Annotated in this window: 16 protein-coding genes; 5 read left to right on the top strand and 11 right to left on the bottom strand. The window is 72.8% G+C overall.

Annotation, left to right across the window (positions count from 1 at the left end; all coding sequences use genetic code 11):
* Nucleotides 1-3 precede the first annotated feature (3 nt).
* The 7 genes from ABD126_RS33570 to ABD126_RS33540 all read right to left on the bottom strand — a co-directional run bounded on the left by ABD126_RS33570 (nucleotide 4) and on the right by ABD126_RS33540 (nucleotide 7,732).
* Complete coding sequence (locus tag ABD126_RS33570; protein WP_343938664.1) at nucleotides 4-1,296, bottom strand: TrpB-like pyridoxal phosphate-dependent enzyme; 1,293 nt, start codon at nucleotides 1,294-1,296, stop codon at nucleotides 4-6.
* A complete protein-coding gene (locus ABD126_RS33565) occupies nucleotides 1,293-1,574 on the bottom strand; it encodes an acyl carrier protein (RefSeq protein ID WP_343938662.1) in 282 nt (93 codons plus the stop codon). Before ABD126_RS33565 ends, ABD126_RS33570 begins: the two co-directional genes overlap by 4 nt.
* Nucleotides 1,571-2,824, bottom strand: a complete 1,254-nt coding sequence (locus tag ABD126_RS33560; protein ID WP_343938660.1) for a glutamate-5-semialdehyde dehydrogenase — start codon at nucleotides 2,822-2,824, stop codon at nucleotides 1,571-1,573. The genes ABD126_RS33565 and ABD126_RS33560 overlap by 4 nt, the downstream gene beginning before the upstream one ends.
* The gene (locus ABD126_RS33555; protein WP_343938658.1) at nucleotides 2,821-3,537 is read right to left on the bottom strand and encodes a thioesterase domain-containing protein; all 717 of its coding nucleotides are present in this window, start codon (nucleotides 3,535-3,537) and stop codon (nucleotides 2,821-2,823) included. The genes ABD126_RS33560 and ABD126_RS33555 overlap by 4 nt, the downstream gene beginning before the upstream one ends.
* A complete protein-coding gene (locus tag ABD126_RS33550) occupies nucleotides 3,534-6,776 on the bottom strand; it encodes a non-ribosomal peptide synthetase (protein WP_343938656.1) in 3,243 nt (1,080 codons plus the stop codon). Before ABD126_RS33550 ends, ABD126_RS33555 begins: the two co-directional genes overlap by 4 nt.
* The gene (locus ABD126_RS33545) at nucleotides 6,776-7,018 is read right to left on the bottom strand and encodes an acyl carrier protein (protein ID WP_309112092.1); all 243 of its coding nucleotides are present in this window, start codon (nucleotides 7,016-7,018) and stop codon (nucleotides 6,776-6,778) included. The genes ABD126_RS33550 and ABD126_RS33545 overlap by 1 nt, the downstream gene beginning before the upstream one ends.
* A 135-nt stretch (nucleotides 7,019-7,153) precedes the next feature.
* Nucleotides 7,154-7,732, bottom strand: coding sequence for a CGNR zinc finger domain-containing protein (locus tag ABD126_RS33540; RefSeq protein WP_343938654.1), 579 nt, complete (start codon nucleotides 7,730-7,732; stop codon nucleotides 7,154-7,156).
* Between the two features lie 127 nt (nucleotides 7,733-7,859).
* On the opposite strand from ABD126_RS33540, the gene ABD126_RS33535 reads away from it, so the two are divergent.
* Nucleotides 7,860-9,227 carry an MFS transporter gene (locus tag ABD126_RS33535; protein ID WP_343938652.1) on the top strand — a complete coding sequence of 456 codons (1,368 nt, stop codon included), beginning with the start codon at nucleotides 7,860-7,862 and terminating at the stop codon, nucleotides 9,225-9,227.
* A 225-nt stretch (nucleotides 9,228-9,452) separates the two neighbouring features.
* On the opposite strand, the gene ABD126_RS33530 is transcribed toward ABD126_RS33535, so the two are convergent.
* The 4 genes from ABD126_RS33530 to ABD126_RS33515 are packed head-to-tail and all read right to left on the bottom strand — an operon-like array spanning nucleotide 9,453 to nucleotide 13,505.
* Nucleotides 9,453-10,268, bottom strand: a complete 816-nt coding sequence (locus ABD126_RS33530; protein WP_343938650.1) for an alpha/beta fold hydrolase — start codon at nucleotides 10,266-10,268, stop codon at nucleotides 9,453-9,455.
* Nucleotides 10,265-11,923 (bottom strand): FAD-binding dehydrogenase, encoded by a 1,659-nt coding sequence (locus ABD126_RS33525; protein ID WP_343938649.1) that lies wholly within the window; start codon nucleotides 11,921-11,923, stop codon nucleotides 10,265-10,267. The genes ABD126_RS33530 and ABD126_RS33525 overlap by 4 nt, the downstream gene beginning before the upstream one ends.
* Nucleotides 11,920-12,531 carry a TetR/AcrR family transcriptional regulator gene (locus ABD126_RS33520; RefSeq protein WP_343938647.1) on the bottom strand — a complete coding sequence of 204 codons (612 nt, stop codon included), beginning with the start codon at nucleotides 12,529-12,531 and terminating at the stop codon, nucleotides 11,920-11,922. The genes ABD126_RS33525 and ABD126_RS33520 overlap by 4 nt, the downstream gene beginning before the upstream one ends.
* A 56-nt stretch (nucleotides 12,532-12,587) precedes the next feature.
* Complete coding sequence (locus tag ABD126_RS33515; RefSeq protein ID WP_343938645.1) at nucleotides 12,588-13,505, bottom strand: hypothetical protein; 918 nt, start codon at nucleotides 13,503-13,505, stop codon at nucleotides 12,588-12,590.
* 125 nt (nucleotides 13,506-13,630) lie between these two features.
* On the opposite strand from ABD126_RS33515, the gene ABD126_RS33510 reads away from it, so the two are divergent.
* The 4 genes from ABD126_RS33510 to ABD126_RS33495 all read left to right on the top strand — a co-directional run bounded on the left by ABD126_RS33510 (nucleotide 13,631) and on the right by ABD126_RS33495 (nucleotide 17,278).
* A complete protein-coding gene (locus tag ABD126_RS33510) occupies nucleotides 13,631-14,083 on the top strand; it encodes a nuclear transport factor 2 family protein (RefSeq protein WP_343938643.1) in 453 nt (150 codons plus the stop codon).
* Entirely contained in the window at nucleotides 14,080-14,958 is an 879-nt protein-coding gene (locus ABD126_RS33505; protein ID WP_343938641.1) for an alpha/beta hydrolase, read from the top strand. The genes ABD126_RS33510 and ABD126_RS33505 overlap by 4 nt, the downstream gene beginning before the upstream one ends.
* On the top strand, nucleotides 14,955-15,773 hold the full coding sequence (locus ABD126_RS33500; RefSeq protein ID WP_343938639.1) for an NAD(P)H-binding protein: 819 nt from the start codon (nucleotides 14,955-14,957) through the stop codon (nucleotides 15,771-15,773). The genes ABD126_RS33505 and ABD126_RS33500 overlap by 4 nt, the downstream gene beginning before the upstream one ends.
* Nucleotides 15,774-16,051: 278 nt before the next feature.
* On the top strand, nucleotides 16,052-17,278 hold the full coding sequence (locus ABD126_RS33495) for a hypothetical protein (RefSeq protein WP_343938637.1): 1,227 nt from the start codon (nucleotides 16,052-16,054) through the stop codon (nucleotides 17,276-17,278).
* The last annotated feature ends 21 nt before the right edge of the window (nucleotides 17,279-17,299 follow it).

Genomic DNA, 17,299 nt, shown 5'->3' with positions numbered 1-17,299 from the left:
CCATCACCCCACCCCCGTCAGATCGGCTTCGACCAGGCGCAACCCGGCGGTGGCGGCGGCCAGCGCGGCGTCGTCGGCGGCCAGGTCACGCACCCGGCCGGCCAGCAGCCCGTCGTAGGCGGACAGGTCGAGCAGGCCGTGCCCGCTCACGCACACCAGCACCCCGCGCCGCGACTCGCGCGCCGCCCGCGCCGCGCCGGCCAGCGCGTGCCCGGACTCCGGCGCGGGCACGACCAGTTCGGACACCGCGAACCGGCGGCCCGCGTCCAACGCCTCCCGCTGACCCACCGCGACCGCGTCGATCGACCCGTGGTGGCGCATCGCCGACAGCAGCTTCGCCGCGCCGTGGAAGCGCAGCCCCGCCGAGTGCGACGCCGGGATGGGGAAGGAGCTGCCGATCGAGTACATGGCCTCCATCGGCCCGGACCCGGTCGCGTCGGTGTGGTCGTAGGCGTACACCCCGCGGGTCAGCTTGGGCGTGGCGCTGGACTCCACCGCCAGCAGCCGCACCGCCTCCGCCTCGCCCGCGCGGTGGCGGGCGTGGAAGGGCAGCGCGACCCCGCCGAAGTTCGAGCCCGCGCCGACGCTGCCGACCACGGTGTCCACCTCGGCGTCCAGCGCCGCGAGCTGCTCGGCGGCCTCCAGCCCGATCACCGACTGGTGCAGGATGCTGTAGTTCTCGCCGCTGCCGATGCAGAACGCCCGACCCTCGCCGCCCCGCGCGTGCTCGACGGCCTCGCCGATGGCCAACGCCAGCGAGTTCCCGCCTCCGGTCAACGACGTCAGCCCGCTCGGGCTCGCGTGCACGGTCGCGCCGAGCAGCCGCATCAGGCTGCCCCGGTAGGGCTTGTCCCGCAGGCTGCCGCCAACCATGAACACCGTGCACCGCAACCCGAACGCGGCGCACGCGGCGGCCAGCGCCGTGCCCCACTGGCCCGCGCCGGTCCCGGTGACCACCTCGCGAATCCCGGCCCGCTTGTAGTAGAACGCTTGCGCCAGCGCGGTGTTGAGCTTGTGGCTGCCGGAGATGTTGCCGCCCTCGTACTTCACGTACACCGGCACGCGGGCGTCGACCTCCTGCTCGAACGCCGTCGCCCGCCACAGGGGAGTGGGCCGGTACTTGCGGTACTGCGCCACGACTTCGTCGGGGATGTCCCACCACTCCCGCAGGGAGATGCTCTGCCGCACCAGCTCCAACGGCAACCCGGTGCTGACCGGTCCCTCGGCGCGCTCGGGCGTGAGGTCCGGCGGCAGGTCGTAGCCCAGGTGCGGAAGGACACTGCGCCAGGCCTTCACCGGTGCTCCTCCACGGCCCGCAGCACCACGTCCACCAGGTCCGACACGACGGTGAACACCTTGCCGGTGAACAGGTCGTCGGGCAGCGTCACGTCCAACTCGTCCTCCAGCCGCACCAGCATCCCCAGGAACCCCAGGGAGTTGATCCGCAGCACCGCGCCGTTGAGCGGCTCGTCGTCGGCGATGTCGGCGGGCGACAGCGACAGCCGGGACTCCCGGACCACCAGCCGCTTCACCGCCTCGGTCACCTCGTCGCGCCTGCTGTGCGTGGTCGTCACCGAGCCCCTCCCGTTCCCCGGACCGCACCCCGGCCGCGGATCGCCCAGCTGTGCGTGAGCAGCGCGGCCAACCCCACCGGGCCGCGCACGTGCAACCGGCCCGTGCTGATCGACAGCTCCGGACCCAGGCCCATCGTCGGGCCGTCGTGCAGCCGCATCGACCCGTTGACCACCAGCGCGGCGGCGTCGGCCGCGCGCAGGAACCGGTCCACCACCACCGGGTCGGTCGCCGCCACCCCTTCGGTGTGCCGCGAGCCGTGCCGCCGGATGTGCTCCAGGGCGGCGTCCAGGTCCGGCACCGGGCGCACCCCGAACGACCGGTCCAGGAACTCGCGGCCGTCGTCGTGCCCGGCCAGCGGCACCACGCGCGGGTCCGCGGAGCGCAGCCGCGGGTCCAGGCGCAGCGTGAAGGCGTCCGGCCGGGCCTCGAACCGCCGCACCAGCTCGTCGGCGACCTCGTCGTGCGCCAGCACCATCTCCAGGCTGTTGCACGCGGTCGGCTCGGTCAGCTTGGCGTCCAGCGCGATGTCCACCACGACGTCCAGGTCCGCGCTGCGGTCCACGTACAGGTGGTTGACCCCGCCGCCGCTGGCGATCACCGGGATGGCGGAGGTGGTGCGGCAGTGGTCGACCAGCGACGGGCTGCCGCGCGGGATCAGCGCGTCGATCGCGTCGTAGCGCTTGAGCAGCTCCCGCACCATGCGCCGGTCGGTCTCGGCCAGCACGTGCGCCATGCCCGGCAGCCCGGCGGCGGTCAGCGCCTCGCCGATCACGCCGCCCAGGGCGGCGTTGGTGGCCGCGATCTCCCCGCCGCCGCGCAGGATCGCCACGTTCCCCACGGCCACCGGCAGCAGCGCGCCTTCCACGGTCACCGTCGGCCGGGCCTCGTAGATCATCAGCACCACGCCCAGCGGTTTGGGCACTTTCCGCGCGGTGAAGCCGAGTTCGCCGGTGACGGGTTCGCCGAGAGCGGTCACCGCGGGCAGCCACGACTTCACCCGCTCGGCCAGCTCCACCAGCACACCCAGGTGGTCGCGGGTCAGCCGCAACCGGTCCACCAGCGACTCCGGCAGCCCCTTGGCGGCCCCTCGCGCCACGTCCTCGGCGTTGGCGTCGAGCACCGCGTCCCAGTGCTTGCCCAGCCGCACGGCCAGTTCGTCGCAGTACGCGGCGTACCGGTCGTCGCCCGGGGGAGGGGCCAGCGCGCGGGCCGCCGTCGCGGTCGCCAGGATCTCCTCGACGGTGCTCATCGCCCGCCCTTCCCACGGCCCAGGAACGCGCCGATCGCGTCGGTCAGCTCGGGCAGGTGCTCGGGGTCGAACACCTCGAAGTGGCTCGCGCGCAGGGTGCCGCGGTCGAGGCGCCCCGCGAGGGAGCGCCACCGCTGGGCCTCCGCCGGCGGCACGCCCTCGTCGGCGCACAGCAGCAACAGCACCCGGCCGGCGTAGGGACGTTCGACGCGGTGCGCCGACAACGCCCGGACGTGCGCGTCGAACGTGCGCACCAGCCGGTCCACGGTGTCCGGCGCGGGCCGCGCCCCCAACTGCGCCACGATCACGTCCCGGATCGCCCCGTCCCGCTCCACAGTGGACAGCCACGGCTCCGGCGAGCTGTCCACCACGACCAGGTCCGGGGTGGCGCCGCGCGCGGCGAGGTCGGCGCACACCTCCCACGCCACCACCCCGCCCTGCGACCACCCGAACACCAGGTCCGGCACGATCCCGGCGTCGTCCAGGGTGGCCAGCACGGTCGCGGCCATGCCCGGGATGCTCTCCTCGGGCTCCTCGCCGGGCAGCAACCCGGTCGAGCGCACCGCGTACACGTTGTGCGTGTCGCCCAGGAACGACGCCAGCCGCAGGTACGGCCCCAGCCCGCCGCCCGCGCCCGGCACCATCACGCACACCGGCCGGTCCTTGCGGCGCACGAACGGGATCAGCCGGCCGGGCAGCGTGCCCGCGCTCACGACCCGTCCTCTTCCCGCAGCCGCCGCACCAGCGCGGCCAGCGCGGACACCGTCGGCACGCGGAAGAAGTCCGCCACCGGCACCGCCACGCCGTGGTCCTCCTCGACCCGGGCCAGCGCGGTGAACACGTTGAGCGAGTGCGCCCCGTACTCCAGCAGCGACCGGTCCGGCTCGACCTCCTCGACGTCGAGCACCTCGCACCACAGCGCCGCCAGGTCCCGTTCGAGGCCGTCGGCGTACTCGACCGGACCCGTGCTCTCCGGCGTCTTCTGGAGCCGGCCGGCCAGCTCGGCGAGCGCGGCGTGGTCGGTCTTGCCGGTGCCCGAGGTCGGGACCTTGTCCAGGTCGTGGATGCGCGTGGGCACCATGTAGGACGGCAGCGCGGCGGCGAGCCGGTCCCGGACTCGCCGGTGGTCGGCCCCGCCCACCAGGAACAGCACCAGCTCCCGGTCCGCGCCCGCCCCGACCGCGACGGTGACCGCCTGCCGCACGCCCTCGACGCCGTTGGCCACGGTGTCGATCTCGCCCAGTTCGACCCGGTAGCCCCGGATCTTGACCTGGGTGTCGCCGCGCCCGAGGAACACCAGCACGCCGTGCTCGTCACGCACCACCAGGTCGCCCGTGCGGTACATGCGGCCGGTGCCGGCGAACCGGTCGGGCAGGAAGCCCTTCGCGGTCTTCTCCGGGTCGTTCAGGTAGCCCTCGGCCGGGCACAGGCCGCCCAGGTGCAGGTCACCGGGCACGCCCGCAGGGGCCAGGTGGCCGGTCTGGTCGACCACGTACGCGGTGACACCGTGCAGCGGCAGGCCGATCGGGACGTGCGCGGGCCAGGTTGCCTGGGCGGCGGTGAGCCGGTGCGTGGTGACGGCGTGGGTCTCGGTCGGGCCGTAGAGGTTGACCAGGGCGCAGTGGGGGTGTCGCACGAAGAAGTCCCGGATCCCGTCGTCCACCATGAGCTGTTCGCCCGAGACGCAGACGTGCCGCAGGTGGGGGAAGCTCGTGCGCGCGTCCTTCGCGGCCTGCACGAAGGGCCGGAGGGCGGCGACCGGCAGGTAGACGTGGGTGACCTGCGTCGTGGCGACGTGGCGGACCAGGGCGGGGAAGTCCCGCCGGTCCACGCCGCCGCGCCCGACCACCGTGCCGCCGGCGGCCAGCGTGGGGACGATCTCCTGGAACGACACGTCGAAACCCAACGGCGCGTACTGGAGGAACCGGGTCTCGCGGCCCTGGTTCAGGTAACCGATCTGCCAGGCGGTGAGGTTGAGCAGCGGCCCGTGACCCATCAGCACGCCCTTGGGCAGGCCGCTGGAGCCGGAGGTGAACATCAGGTACGGCGCGGCCTCGGCCACCCCGCCCGGCACCTCGCCCGCCGCCGCACTACCCGGCACCTCGCCCGCCGCCGCACTACCCGGCACTTCGCCTGCCGCCGCGCTCTGGATGTCGCGTGGGGTCGCCGGCACCACCTCCACGCCGGCCAGTTCCACGCCGCGGCCGACCACGAGCCGGCACCCGGCCTTGTCGGCCATGTACTCCAGGCGGTCGGCGGGCAGGGTCGGGTCCAGCGGCAGGAAGGTCGCGCCGCACATCAGGATCGCGAACAGGGCGGTCGTGGTGTCGCACAACGTCTCCGCCGCCAACCCCACCACGTCGTGCGGTCGCACGCCCCGCGCCACCAGCTCGCCGGCCAGCCGTTCGGCTCCCGCGACCAGTTCGGCGTAGGTCAGGCCCGCGCCGGGTTCCTCGATGGCGGGCGCGTCGGGGCTCGTGCGGGCGGTGTCGCGGACCCAGTCCACCAGGGTCGCCGCCGGGACGCGGCCCGGATAGCCGTCGGTGCGCAGGGAGTCCACCCACGACGAGTCGGTGAACAGGTCCGCCACCGGGCGCGTCCCGTCCGCGACCGCCCGGCGCAGCGCGGTGCGCAGGGAGTCCAGCAGGCCGTCGGCCACGGCGGGCGCGATGAGCTGCCGGTCGTACTCCAGTTCCAGCAGCCAGCCGCCCTCGCGCGGGGTCGCGCCCAGCCACAGGTCGAACTTCGCGGTGTCGTTGCCGGGCTCCCGCACGTCCAGGACCGTGCTGCCCGGGGTGCCCTCGAACGTGTCCTGCATGGCCAGCATCGCCGAGAACAGCGGGTTGCGGTTGCTGGTGCGGTCCCGGCGCAGCAGCGCGACCAGCTGGTTGAACGTGACGCCGACGTTGGCGCGGCAGTGGTCCACGGCCGCGCGCACCACCTCGCCCACGTGCTCGTCGACCGTCCGCGACCAGTCCACGTCCACCCGCACCGGCAGGGTGTTGACGAAGAACCCGCACAGGTCGTAGGAACCCACGGTCCGGCGCGCGGTGAACGGGCTGCCCACCAGCACGCTGGTCACCCCGCCGTGCCGCGCCAGCACCGCCCCGTACACGGCGGTGAACAGCACGAACGGCGTCACGGACAGGCGTTTGCAGGTCTGGCGCAGCAACTCGTTGTCCCGCTCGGACAGCAGCCACGACACGCGCGCACCGGTGAAGTCGGTCTCGTGCGGCCGGTCCGGGCGGGGGCTGAGCACCAGCGGCGGCACGTCGCGGAGCCGCTCGGCCCACGCCCCTGCGGCGTCCACTGTGGACTGAGCGGTGGCGGTGCGGTTCTGGGCGTTCAGCTCGCGCACGAACGCGGTCTCGCGCGCGGCCACCAGGTCCGTGGTCAGCTTGCCCGCCAACGCCGCTTCGAGGTCCCGCACCAGCGGACCCATCGACACGCCGTCACCGACCACGTGGTGCGCGCACAGGATGACCGCCGCCGCGGACCCGTCGGTGGCCCGCACGTAGCCGAACCGGTAGGCCGGGCCGGTGTGCAGGTCGAACGGCTCGCCGCCGAGCTTGGCCGCGAGGGTCGAGCACGCGGCGGCGTAGGTCGGGGCGGGGGAGTCGACGCGCTCCAGCGGCAGGGTCTCGCGCGTGGGCGGCGGGGTGAGGCGGGCGTGCGGCTCCGGCAGGGACAGGAACACCTGCCGCAGGCCCGGCTGCACCGCGACCAGCACGGTCAACGCGTCCAGGACGGTGTCCGGCGGCAGCGACGGGTCCAGTTCGACGTGCATGAGCTGGTTGTAGATCTGGGCCGTGGTGACCCAGCCGTCCACGACCAGCAGCCCTTTCTGGGACTCGGTCAACGGCAGCGCGGCGAGCCCGGTGTCGGCCTGCGCGGTGTCGGCCTGCGCGGTGTCGGTCGCGGTGGTGGCCGGGGTCGTCGTGTCGGTGGTCATCAGGCGTCCGCCACCGGTTGGCCGGCCATCTCCGCCAGCCACGCCTTGAGGTCGCCGATGGTGCGCAGGTCGACCATGCGGGTGGCGTCGATCTCGGTGTCGTCGTCGCCGGCCACCTCCACCGCGAGGCGCAGCAGCGACAGCGATTCCAGACCGGCGTCGAGCAGCGGGGTCGAGTCGTCGTAGGCCGCGGTCGCGTGCTTGGCGATGGCCGCGTCGAGATCCACTGGTGCGGTCGTCACGATGCTCCCCAGATCGTCCGTCCGTGCGCCGGCGTGGGGCCGGTCACACCATCCGGGAGCGATGGTTCACAGTGGCGATGCGCGGTCGATGTGCTCGTGATTCGCGGTCGATGTGCGCTTCGGGTCCCCGCTGCCTCAGGGTCGCGGGTCGGCGGCGGCGCGCTTGCGGGCCGAGTAGGAACGGGCCTTCGCCCGGTTGCCGCACACGCGCATGGTGCACCAGCGGCGCGAGTGGTTGCGCGAGACGTCCCAGAACACCCAGCCGCACGTCTCGTCCGCGCACCGCTTGAGCCGCTGCGCCTGCCCGGTGACGGCCACCTCCGACCAGGCGATGGCCAGCACGCCCATCGCCTTGCGCGCGGCGGGCAGGGCCGGGTCCGGGCGCAGGGCGTGCCGGGGCGGCGGTCCCTGCGGGTCGGGGTCGGCGGAGAGGAACACCAGCACCGGCAGGTCGCGCAGCACGGCGTTGGCCACGGCCAGCACGTGCGGGGACGACGGCCCGTCGCTGCCCAGCGCGTCCCGGACACCGGCCCGCAGGTCCAGCAGCATCCGGTGCTCCTCGCGGGTCAACGCCACCGGCCGGTCCACCAGCCCGCGCTCCAGCAACCAGCCCGCCGCCTCGGGCGCGGAGGCCAGCACGTCGGTCTCGTCCTCCAGGTCCACGGTGTTCGCGAACGCGGCGACCAACTGCGCCTCGGGGGACGCCTCGATCATCGGCGACCTCCCTCGGTGCCCGGCTACGCCATTCGGTGGTTACTTCGTGGTGATGGGTACAGCATCGTCTTTCGCGGGCGTACTGTCCAGCCAACCCGGTAGCCGGTTAACTTCTTGGAGCCGAAACATGGCCGAGCAGACCAGGGCCGTCGACGCGCCGCCCGAGCAGGTGGCGGCCGAGCAGGCGGCTGAGCCGGTGGCGGCCGAGCAGGCGGTTGCGCCGGTGGCGGCCGAGCCGGTGGCGGCCGAGCCGGTGGCGGCCGAGCGGGTGACGGCCGATCCCAGCGGTCGGAACACCGCCGTCCTGGTGGGCTTCACCGCCGTCACGAACCTGACCGACGGCGTCACCAAGATCGCGTTCCCGCTGCTCGCGACGACCATCACCAGCTCACCAGCGCAAATCTCGGGCGTGGCGCTGACCCTGTGGCTGCCGTGGCTGCTGGCCGCGCTGCACGTGGGCGTCCTGGTGGACCGTGTGGACCGGCGCAAGCTGCTGTGGGCGGCGAACCTGGTCCGGATCGTCGTCGTGGCCGGCGTGCTGTGGACGGTCGTGCGCGACGCCGTGTCACTGCCGGTGCTGTACGGCGGTGGCCTGGCGTTGGGCGTGGCGGAGGTCGTGGCCCTGACGTCGGCGGCTGCCCTGGTCCCCGACGCCGTCCGGCCCGCGCACCGCGAGCGGGCCAACTCGTGGGTCGCCGGTGCGGAGACGGTGTGCAACGAGTTCGCCGGGCCGCTGGTCGGCGGTCTGCTGGTGGCGGCGAGCGCCACCCTGGCGTTCGGCACGTCGGTGGCCGGTTACCTGATCGGCATCGTGGTCCTGCTGGGCCTGGTCGGCACGTTCAAGGTCGCGCGGTCCACGGACGAGCCGCGGGAGTCGGTCAACAAGCAGATCGCGGCCGGGCTGAAGTTCCTGTGGCACCAGCGGATGCTGCGCATGATGGCACTGGTGCTGACCGTGCTGTGCGCGTGCTGGGGCGCGTGGTTCGGCCTGATGCCGTTGTACGCGACGAGTGTCATGGGCTTGGACGGTGCGGGGTACGGCGTGCTCATCAGCGCGATGGGCGTCGGCGGTGCCCTGGGCGCGTTCGTCACCACGACGCTGAACCGGTTGGTGGGCCGGCGGTGGGTGATGCTGGCCGACCTCATCGGGACGTTCGCGATGGTGCTGGTGCCGGTGCTGTTCCCGTCGGTGTGGCTGGTGGCGGCGTCGGCGTTCGTGGGTGGGCTGGGCGGCACCCTGTGGACGGTCAACTCGCGGACCCTGAGCCAGGGCATCGTGCCCACCGAGATGATGGGCCGCTACAACGCCGCCGCCCGGCTGTTCAGCTGGGGCGCGATCCCGCTGGGTGCGGGGTTGGGCGGCCTGCTGGCGGAGTGGTTCGGCATGAAGGTCGCGTTCGCGGTCTTCGCGGTGGCGGTGTTCCTCTTGATCCCTTCGTTCTTGCACACGTTCACCACAAAAGCGCTGGCGGAAATCGAACCCCCCAAGGAATAACCGCCCGCGCGTCCCCCACGCCGTTCCCGGTCGCGCTTGCTGGCGCACGCGACCGGGAACGGCGCTTTGCTTCGGGCGACGCGCTGCGCGCTCTCAAGCGAACGCGCTGCGCGCTCTCAAGATCAAAAAGCGCCTCGCCGGCGGGCAGGCCGCCGGAGATGACACAAGCAAGAAGCCCGGGTTGGGTCGTGACCTCACGAGGCCCTGAGCCGTCCGGGGACTCGGTCAGTTCTCGTCCGCGAAAGCCCTGATCAGGGTCGCGACCCGGCTCGGCGTCTCCACGACGGGGGAGTGGCCCGCCTGCGCGATCGTCTCCACCCGCGCGCCCGCCGCCGTGTACCGCCGTGCCGACCGCGCCCCGTAGAACCGGTCCCGCTCGCCCAGCACCACCAGCGTTGGCAGCCCCAGGTTCCGGACTCGGGTGTCGAGTGGGTTCGCTGCGAGCCGCTGGCGGCGGTGGCTGAGCACGATCGGGAACATGCCCGCGTCCAACGCCCGGTGGTCGTCGAGCGCCTGCCTCGCCAGCGCCGCCCCCACGCGGAACCCGGGGGCCACCGCGTGCGCCGCCACCGCCCGGACCGCGAACGCCGGCGCGAACCGGTGCAGAAGGGAACCCACCACCGGCAGGGTCATCAGGAAGTCACCGCGCGGGAAAGTCGCGTCCGAATAGTCCGGTGCCTGCGCCACGACGACCACGCGCGCCACCCGGCCCGACGTCTCCGCCAGCGACAGCGCCACGTCCGCCCCGAACGAGTGCCCGACCGCCGTCACCCCCGACAGGCCCAACCGGGCCAGCACCCCGGCCACCACTCGCGCCTGCTCGTCGGCATCGGCAGCCGGACCACGGGTCATCCCGTGCCCCAACAGGTCCACCCGGACCACCTGGCACCCGGTCAGCAGCGGCACCACGCGGTCGAACCAGTGCAGGGATCCGCCGAAGCCGTGCAGGAGCACCAGCGGCGATCCGGAAGGAGGCCCGTCCACCCGGTAGTGGACCGACCGCCCTCCGACCGACGTGAACGACCCGGCGACGCGCCTCACAGCGAACGGGCCAGTGCCAGGCCCGCCGCCCGTCCCGAGAACACGCACCCGCCCAGGAACGTTCCCTCCAAAGCGTTGTACCCGTGCACGCCACCGCCGCCGAACCCGGCGACCTCACCGGCCGCGTACAAGCCCGGCAGCACGGACCCGTCCGCGCGCACCACCTGCGAGTCCAGGTTCGTCTCCAACCCGCCCAACGTCTTGCGGGTCAGGATGTTCAGCCGCACCGCGATCAACGGGCCGTGGGCCGGGTCCAGGATGCGGTGTGGTTTGGCCACGCGCGTGATCCGGTCGCCCAGGTACCGGCGCGCGTGCTCGACGGCCGCCAGCTGGAGGTCCTTGCCGTACTTGTTGCCCAGCTCCCGGTCGCGCGCGACGATCTGCCGCTCCAGCTCGTCGTGGTCGATCTTCGGGCCGCGGGCGATCTTGTTCATGCCGTCGACCAGTTCGCGCAGCGTCCGCGCGACCACGAAGTCCACGCCGTGCCGCTTGAACGCCTCCACCGGGCCCGGCGCGCCCTTGGCCAAGCGGCTCTTCAACGCCAGCTTCACGTCCTTGCTCGTGATGTCGGGGTTCTGCTCCGACCCCGACAGCGCGAACTCCTTCTCGATGATCGTCTGCGTCAGCACCAGCCACGAGTAGTCGTACCCGTCGGCCAGGATCGCCTTGAGCGTCCCGTTCGTGTCGAAGCTCGGGTAGTTCGGGGCCGGCAGGCGCTTGCCCGCCGCGTCGAACCACAGCGACGACGGGCCGGCCAGGATGCGGATCGCGTGGTCGGGCCAGATCGGGTCCCAGTTGACGATGCCCTCGGTGTAGTTCCACATCCGGTCGCGGTTGACCACGTTCGCGCCGGCCGTCTCGCTGATGCCCAGCATCCGGCCGTCCACGTGCGCGGGCACGCCGGAGATCAGCGTCTCCGGGCACTTGCCCAGCCGTTCGGTGGGCCAGTACTTGCGGATGATGTCGTGGTTGTGTCCGACGCCGCCGGACGCGACGACCACGGCCGCCGCCCGGTGCTCGAACTCGCCCACGACCTCCCGCGAGGACGCCTTGCCGCGCTCCAGGTCGTCACAGGGCTCCAGGACCGCTCCCCGGACACCGACCACGGCCCCGTCCTCGACGACCAGCTCGTCCACCCGGTGGCGGAAGCCGAACTCCACCAAGCCGCGCTTCTCCGCCCCGAGCACGGGCTCGGCGAACACCCGCACCACCTCCGGCCCGGTGCCCCAGGTCAGGTGGAAGCGGGGCACGGAGTTGCCGTGCCCGTCGGCCCTGCCGTCGCCGCGCTCGGCCCACCCGACCATGGGCAGCACGCGCAACCCCAGGTCGTGCAGGTACTGGCGCTTGCCGCCGGCGGCCCACTCGACGTAGGCCTGCGCCCACCGCCGCGGCCAGTGGTCCTCGCGCTCGCGGTCGAACGCCGCGCTGCCCAGCCAGTCCTGCATGGCCAGCTCGTAGCTGTCCTTGACGCCCAGCCTGCGCTGCTCGGGCGAGTCGACCAGGAACAGCCCGCCCAGCGACCAGAAGGCCTGCCCGCCGAGGTTGTTGCGGTTCTCCTGGTCCAGCACCAGGACCTTCTTGCCCGCCTTGGCCAGCTCGTGCGTGGCGACCAGGCCGGCCAGTCCGGAACCGACGACGATGACGTCCGGGTTCATGCGTCCCCTCCCGGGGTGGTGTAGGCGAGCACGACAGCTTCGAACAGGTCCAGCCGGCGGCGGCGCGCCGCGGGGTCGTCCGGCTCGACCAGGCACTGCACGGTGGTCCCGTCGTGCACGGCGACCAGCGCGAGCGCCAGCGCCCGCGGGTCGGCGACCGCGCGCCCGACCCGCCGCAGGAACGACACCAGGACCGGGGTGAGGGTGCCGGCGATCGCGTCCTCGCGCTGGGCGACCACCTCGCGCAGGCCCGGCGTGCGCAGGGCGTGCGCGGTGAACTCGGCGGTCACGCGGTACCAGGCGTCGTCCACGCCCACCGCCGCGTCGACCAGCTCCACCAGGTCGCGGGCGGTGCGCACGTCGGCGGTGTCGGCCGCCGCCAGCGCCGCCCGCAGGTCCTCCAGCAGCGCCCGCGACCGCTCCGCCCACATGGCCAGGAACAGCTCGTCCAGCGAGGCGAAGTTGGAGTAGAACGCGCCCCGGGTGAACCCGGCCCGCTCGCACACCTGCTCGACGCTGGCCCGGCCGAAGCCCTCGGCGGCGAACACCGCCAGCGCGGCCTCGTGCAGGCGGCGCAGCGTCTCGGCCCGGCGGCGGGTGGGCGGCATGCGAACCTCACTCTCGATACACCAATGTATCGGGTACACCGCTGTATCGGAAGTGGTCAGAGCCAGCCGCGTTCCTTCGCGAGCATCCCGGCCTGGAAGCGGGTCGCCGCGCCCAGCCGCGCCATCAGGTCGGCGACGTGGGTGCGGTACTTGCGCAGCGACACGTTGACCGCCCGCGCCGCGACCTCGTCCTTGTCGTACTCGGCCAGGCTGCGCAGCACCTGGCGCTCGATCGTGGTCAGCGGCACGTCCAGCTCCCGCGCCCGCGACCAGGTGCCCTCGAAGGCCTCGACCAGCGTCGCCACGATCCCCGGCTGCCGCACCTCCAGCGCGCCGGCCTGCCCGTCGGCCGGGTCCAGCTGCACGAACGCCACCGCCCGGTCGATGATCAGCACCTGGCGGCGGTACTCGTCGCTGATCCGGTGGTGGTCGCCGGCGGCGTGCTGGCGGCGGGCGTAGTCGTGCTGGGCCGGGTCGTCCAGGGACGCCGACGGGACCAGCGTCCGGCACCGCAGGCCCGCCGCGAGCCGGCGGTGGAAGGCGCGGACCGCCTTGTCGTCGGCCCGCGCGCGGCTCATCGGGCGCGATTTCATGTTCATCGTCTCGGTGCACGTGGACGCCAGCTGCCACACCCGGTTGTTGACGGTGTCCGCGCCCTCGATGCGTTCCACCAGCTCCACCGGCCGGCCCCGGGTCTGCTCCTCGACCAGGTCGCGCACCACCACCCATGCCGAGCTGAGGTTGTGCAGCTCGCGCGAGGTCTCCTCGACCCGGCGGCGGATCAGGCGGTCCACCGCCACCGCGGGCGGGACGGGGGTGTGGGTGGCGTCCACGACCTCCAGCTCGTGCAGCTCGGCCAGGACCGCGGGCACGTCGAGGCCGTCGAGGTCGGTGGGCGCCCGGCCCGGCGACCGCAGCAGGTGCCGGTACACCCGTTCCTGGTCGGCCGTCAGCCCCAGGCTGGTCAGGTTCAACGCTCGCGACCCCCGGTTCGGTTGCCTGCAACAAGCTGCAGCGACCGTGCAGGTTGTTGGACTTCAGCCGCAATGATCTTCCGGCGATCCTCGCACGGACAACCGGGTTCGCAGAGGGGGAAACCGTGGACGACAGGGCGGAGATCGTCGAGGTGTGCACGCGCATGGCCGTGCACGCCGACCGGCGGGAGTGGGACGAGCTGGCCGAGGTCTTCGCGCCCGCGGTGACCCTTGACTACACCAGCCTCAACGGGGGTGAGCCGGGTGTGCTCACCCCGGCGGAGATCGTGGCCGCGTGGTCGGGTTTCCTCGGCGCGTTCGACGCCACGCAGCACCTGGTGACCAACCACCTGGTGACCGCCGCCGGGGACAGCGCGGTGTGCACGGCGTCCTTCCAGGCCACGCACGTGCTGGCCAACCGGTTCGGCTCGCCGCTGTGGACGTTGGGCGGCGACTACGAGTTCCACCTGGTGCGCGTCGAGGGTTCCTGGAAGATCGCGGGCGTGGTCATGACCGTGGTCTGGGCCGACGGCAACAAGGACCTGCTCGCCCTTGCCGCCGCCGGGGGCGCGTCGTGACCATCGTGGAGCGCGTCGTCTTCGACAGCGCCGGCGAGAAGCTGACCGGCAACCTGTACCTGCCGGGGTTCCGCGCGCCCGCCGTGGTCGTGGCCGGGACGTGGACCAGCGTCAAGGAGCTGATGGCCGACCGGTACGCGCGCCGCCTGGCCGACCGCGGCATCGCCGCGCTGTCGTTCGACTTCACCGGTTTCGGCGAGTCCACCGGCGAGCCGCGCGACGTGGAGGACCCGGCGGGCAAGATCAAGGACATCCGCGACGCGCTGACGTTCCTGTCCGGACACCCCGAGGTGATGGGCGACCGGCTGGGCGCGCTGGGCGTGTGCGCGGCGGCGATGTACATGGCGGGCGCCGCGGTCGAGGACCCGCGGGTGCGGTCGTTGGCGCTGGTCGCGCCGTGGCTGCACGACGCCGCGATCTGCGAGGAGGCGTACGGCGGTGCCGAGGGCGTGGCGGCACGGACCGAGGCCGGGCACCAGGCGCGGGCCCGGTTCGAGGCGACCGGCGAGGTCGAGTACGTGCCGGTGGTGAGCGGGACCGACCCGAGGGCCGCGATGCCGATGGAGATCGACTTCTACCTCGACCCCGAGCGCGGCGGCATCCCCCAGTGGCCCAACCGGTTCGCGGTGATGGCGTGGCCGGGCTGGCTGGGCTACGACTCGATCGCCCTCGCGCCGAGGGTGTCCGCGCCGACGATCATCGTCCACAGCGAACAGGCCGCGATCCCCGAGGGCACGCGCCGCTTCTACGCCGGGCTGCCCGGCCACAAGGCGCTGGTGTGGACCGAGGGCACGCAGTTCGACTTCTACGACCGGGAGCCGAACGTGACCATGTCGGCGGCTGCCGCCGCCGCGCACTTCCGGGAGACGCTGTGACCGTGCTGGTGACCGGCGCGACCGGGAACGCCGGCGCGGAGGTCGTGCGCGCGCTGGTGGCGCTGGGGGTCGAGGTGCGGGCGCTGGTGCGGTCGCCGACGCCGTTGGACGTGCCGCAGGTGGTCGGCGACCTGGACGACCCGGCGTCGCTGTCGTTCTTCGGCGTGGAGTCGCTGTTCCTGCTGCCCGGCTACCGGGACATGCCGGGCGTCCTCGCCAGTGCCGCGGACGCGGGCGTGCGCCGGGTGGTGCTGCTGTCCAGCCCGGCGGTGACCGCGTCGGACACCGCGAACGCCGTGTCGCGGTACATGATCCGGTCCGAGGAGGCGGTATTCGCGTCCGGTCTGGAATGGACCGTGTTGCGGCCCAACGGTTTCATGTCCAACACCCTGCGCTGGCGGTCGCAGTTGGCCGCCGGGAACGTGGTGCGCGACGCGTTCGGCGGCGTGCCGGTGGCGATGATCGACCCGTACGACATCGGCGAGGTGGCGGCGCGGGCGTTGACGTCCGACTTCGCCGGGCAGGTGCTGGAGTTGAGCGGTCCGGAGAAGCTGTTGCCGGGCGACCGGGTGCGGGTGCTGGGCGAGGTGCTGGGCCGCAACCTGTCCTTCGTGGCGCTGTCGGACGAGGTGGCGCGGGCGGAGCTGTCGGCGGCGATGCCCGCGGAGTACGTGCACGCGTTCTTCAGCTTCTACGGCGACGGCACGCTGGACGAGTCCCGCGTGCACCCGACGGTCCAGGACGTGACCGGCCGCCCGCCGCGCGACTTCGGGACGTGGGCGCGGGTGCACGCGGCGGAGTTCGCGACGGCGTGACGGGGGCGCCCTTCTCCGGCTCGCTCCGCTGAAGCCGGAGAAGGGTTCGTTCAGGGGAACGCGAACGCACGCCGGACTCTGGGAAGCTCGCGACCATGCAGCCACCGCCGGGTGCCACGGGTTCACTCATCGGACCAGCGGACGCGTTCGACGTCCCCGTCTTCGTCCGTCGATCCGCACCGCTCAGCCCGAGCGTGCGTCCCAGGCCCAACGCGGTCGCCGGCGCGTCCAGGACCTGGCCGACGCCCTCGGACGTGCCACCGTCCGGGGCCTACCGGGTGGCCACGACCTGGCGCGACGTCATCGACGCGGCGATGTCCGTCGGTCGGGACGTGACGACGTGGCTGACGGCGACCCCTGTTCTGGCGTGGGCGGAGATCGTCGCACGGAGGGCTCCGCTGTCGGCTTACCTCGGCCGCACTTCGCGCCCGGCTTGGGGGAGCACGGGCTTCGTCGTGGAGCCGAACGTCGTGTACACGGACGGTACCGAAGCGACGGCCAGGACCGCCTTCGGCTACCGCATGGGCATGACCATGGCGGAGTGGGCGTGTCGCGGCTTGTTGGGTCTCGGCCCGACCACTCATGCCGAGTCGCTGACACCCGTTGACGCTGGTCCTGCTTGGTCCACCGCCTCCGGGCTGCCGGACCTCGTCGGTCGTCACCCGGCGACCGGTGACTTGACGTGGCTGGTCGAAGCCAAAGGCAGTCGAAGACTGGGCCAGCCGATGCTCGCGAAGGGTGTCGAGCAACTGTGCCGCCAGGGCCTCATGGTGGGTCCCCACATGAGAGTGCTGTGCGGCACCAGTCTTGAGGACAGGCTCTTCATGACCATCGACGTCGAGGAGGTGTCCGGTACGCCCCGGGAAGACTGGTCGACCGCCGACGGCCTGCTTTCACTCGCGCGGTCACGCATGCTCCTGTACCTCGCGTTGAGGGCCATGCCGACAGAGTCGCTCACCGTGCTGCCGGTCGGCTCCGGTGTCGCGGAGCAGCGCGGACGCCGGGGCGGACTTGGAACGGTCGCGCTGTTGGAGGACGATCCCGCGACTGAGGAAGCACGCCGAGAGGCGCGGTCTCGGCCAGGGCGCAGGGGCGTTCGGCAGTCCGACATGCTCACGGCCCAGGTTCCCGGCACCGATCTGGTCATCGGCATGTCGCGCCGCCTCTATGGCGCTTGCGCGAGCCTCGCGCGGGTAGAGGCGGAGCTTGTTTCCGAGGTCAACGTCCGGCAACCACCTCCGCGACCCGATGCCGGCGGGAACGAGATCGAGGACGCCTCCCAACGACGACTGCACCACCTGCACGTCTTCGAGCGCGAGCGCCGGTCGTCCGCTGCCGCCGAGACCCAGCAGGGTTACCACAGGGGCGCGGAGTCGGAGTGGGACGACTTGGTCGGGAGCGAACCGAGGTTCAGCGCCGAACCAGTCTCCGGGTACCTGGAGGCGGCCACCGAGGACATCTACCTCGCGGTCGACGATCGATCCATCACTGGAGTTCAGCGGTAGCCCACGCAGGTGACGATCGTC

Source organism: Saccharothrix mutabilis subsp. mutabilis (assembly GCF_039521145.1).
Lineage (GTDB): Bacteria > Actinomycetota > Actinomycetes > Mycobacteriales > Pseudonocardiaceae > Actinosynnema > Actinosynnema mutabilis.
Note: the sequence above shows the minus strand (reverse complement) of the source record. Positions and strands in the feature narration are given on the sequence as shown.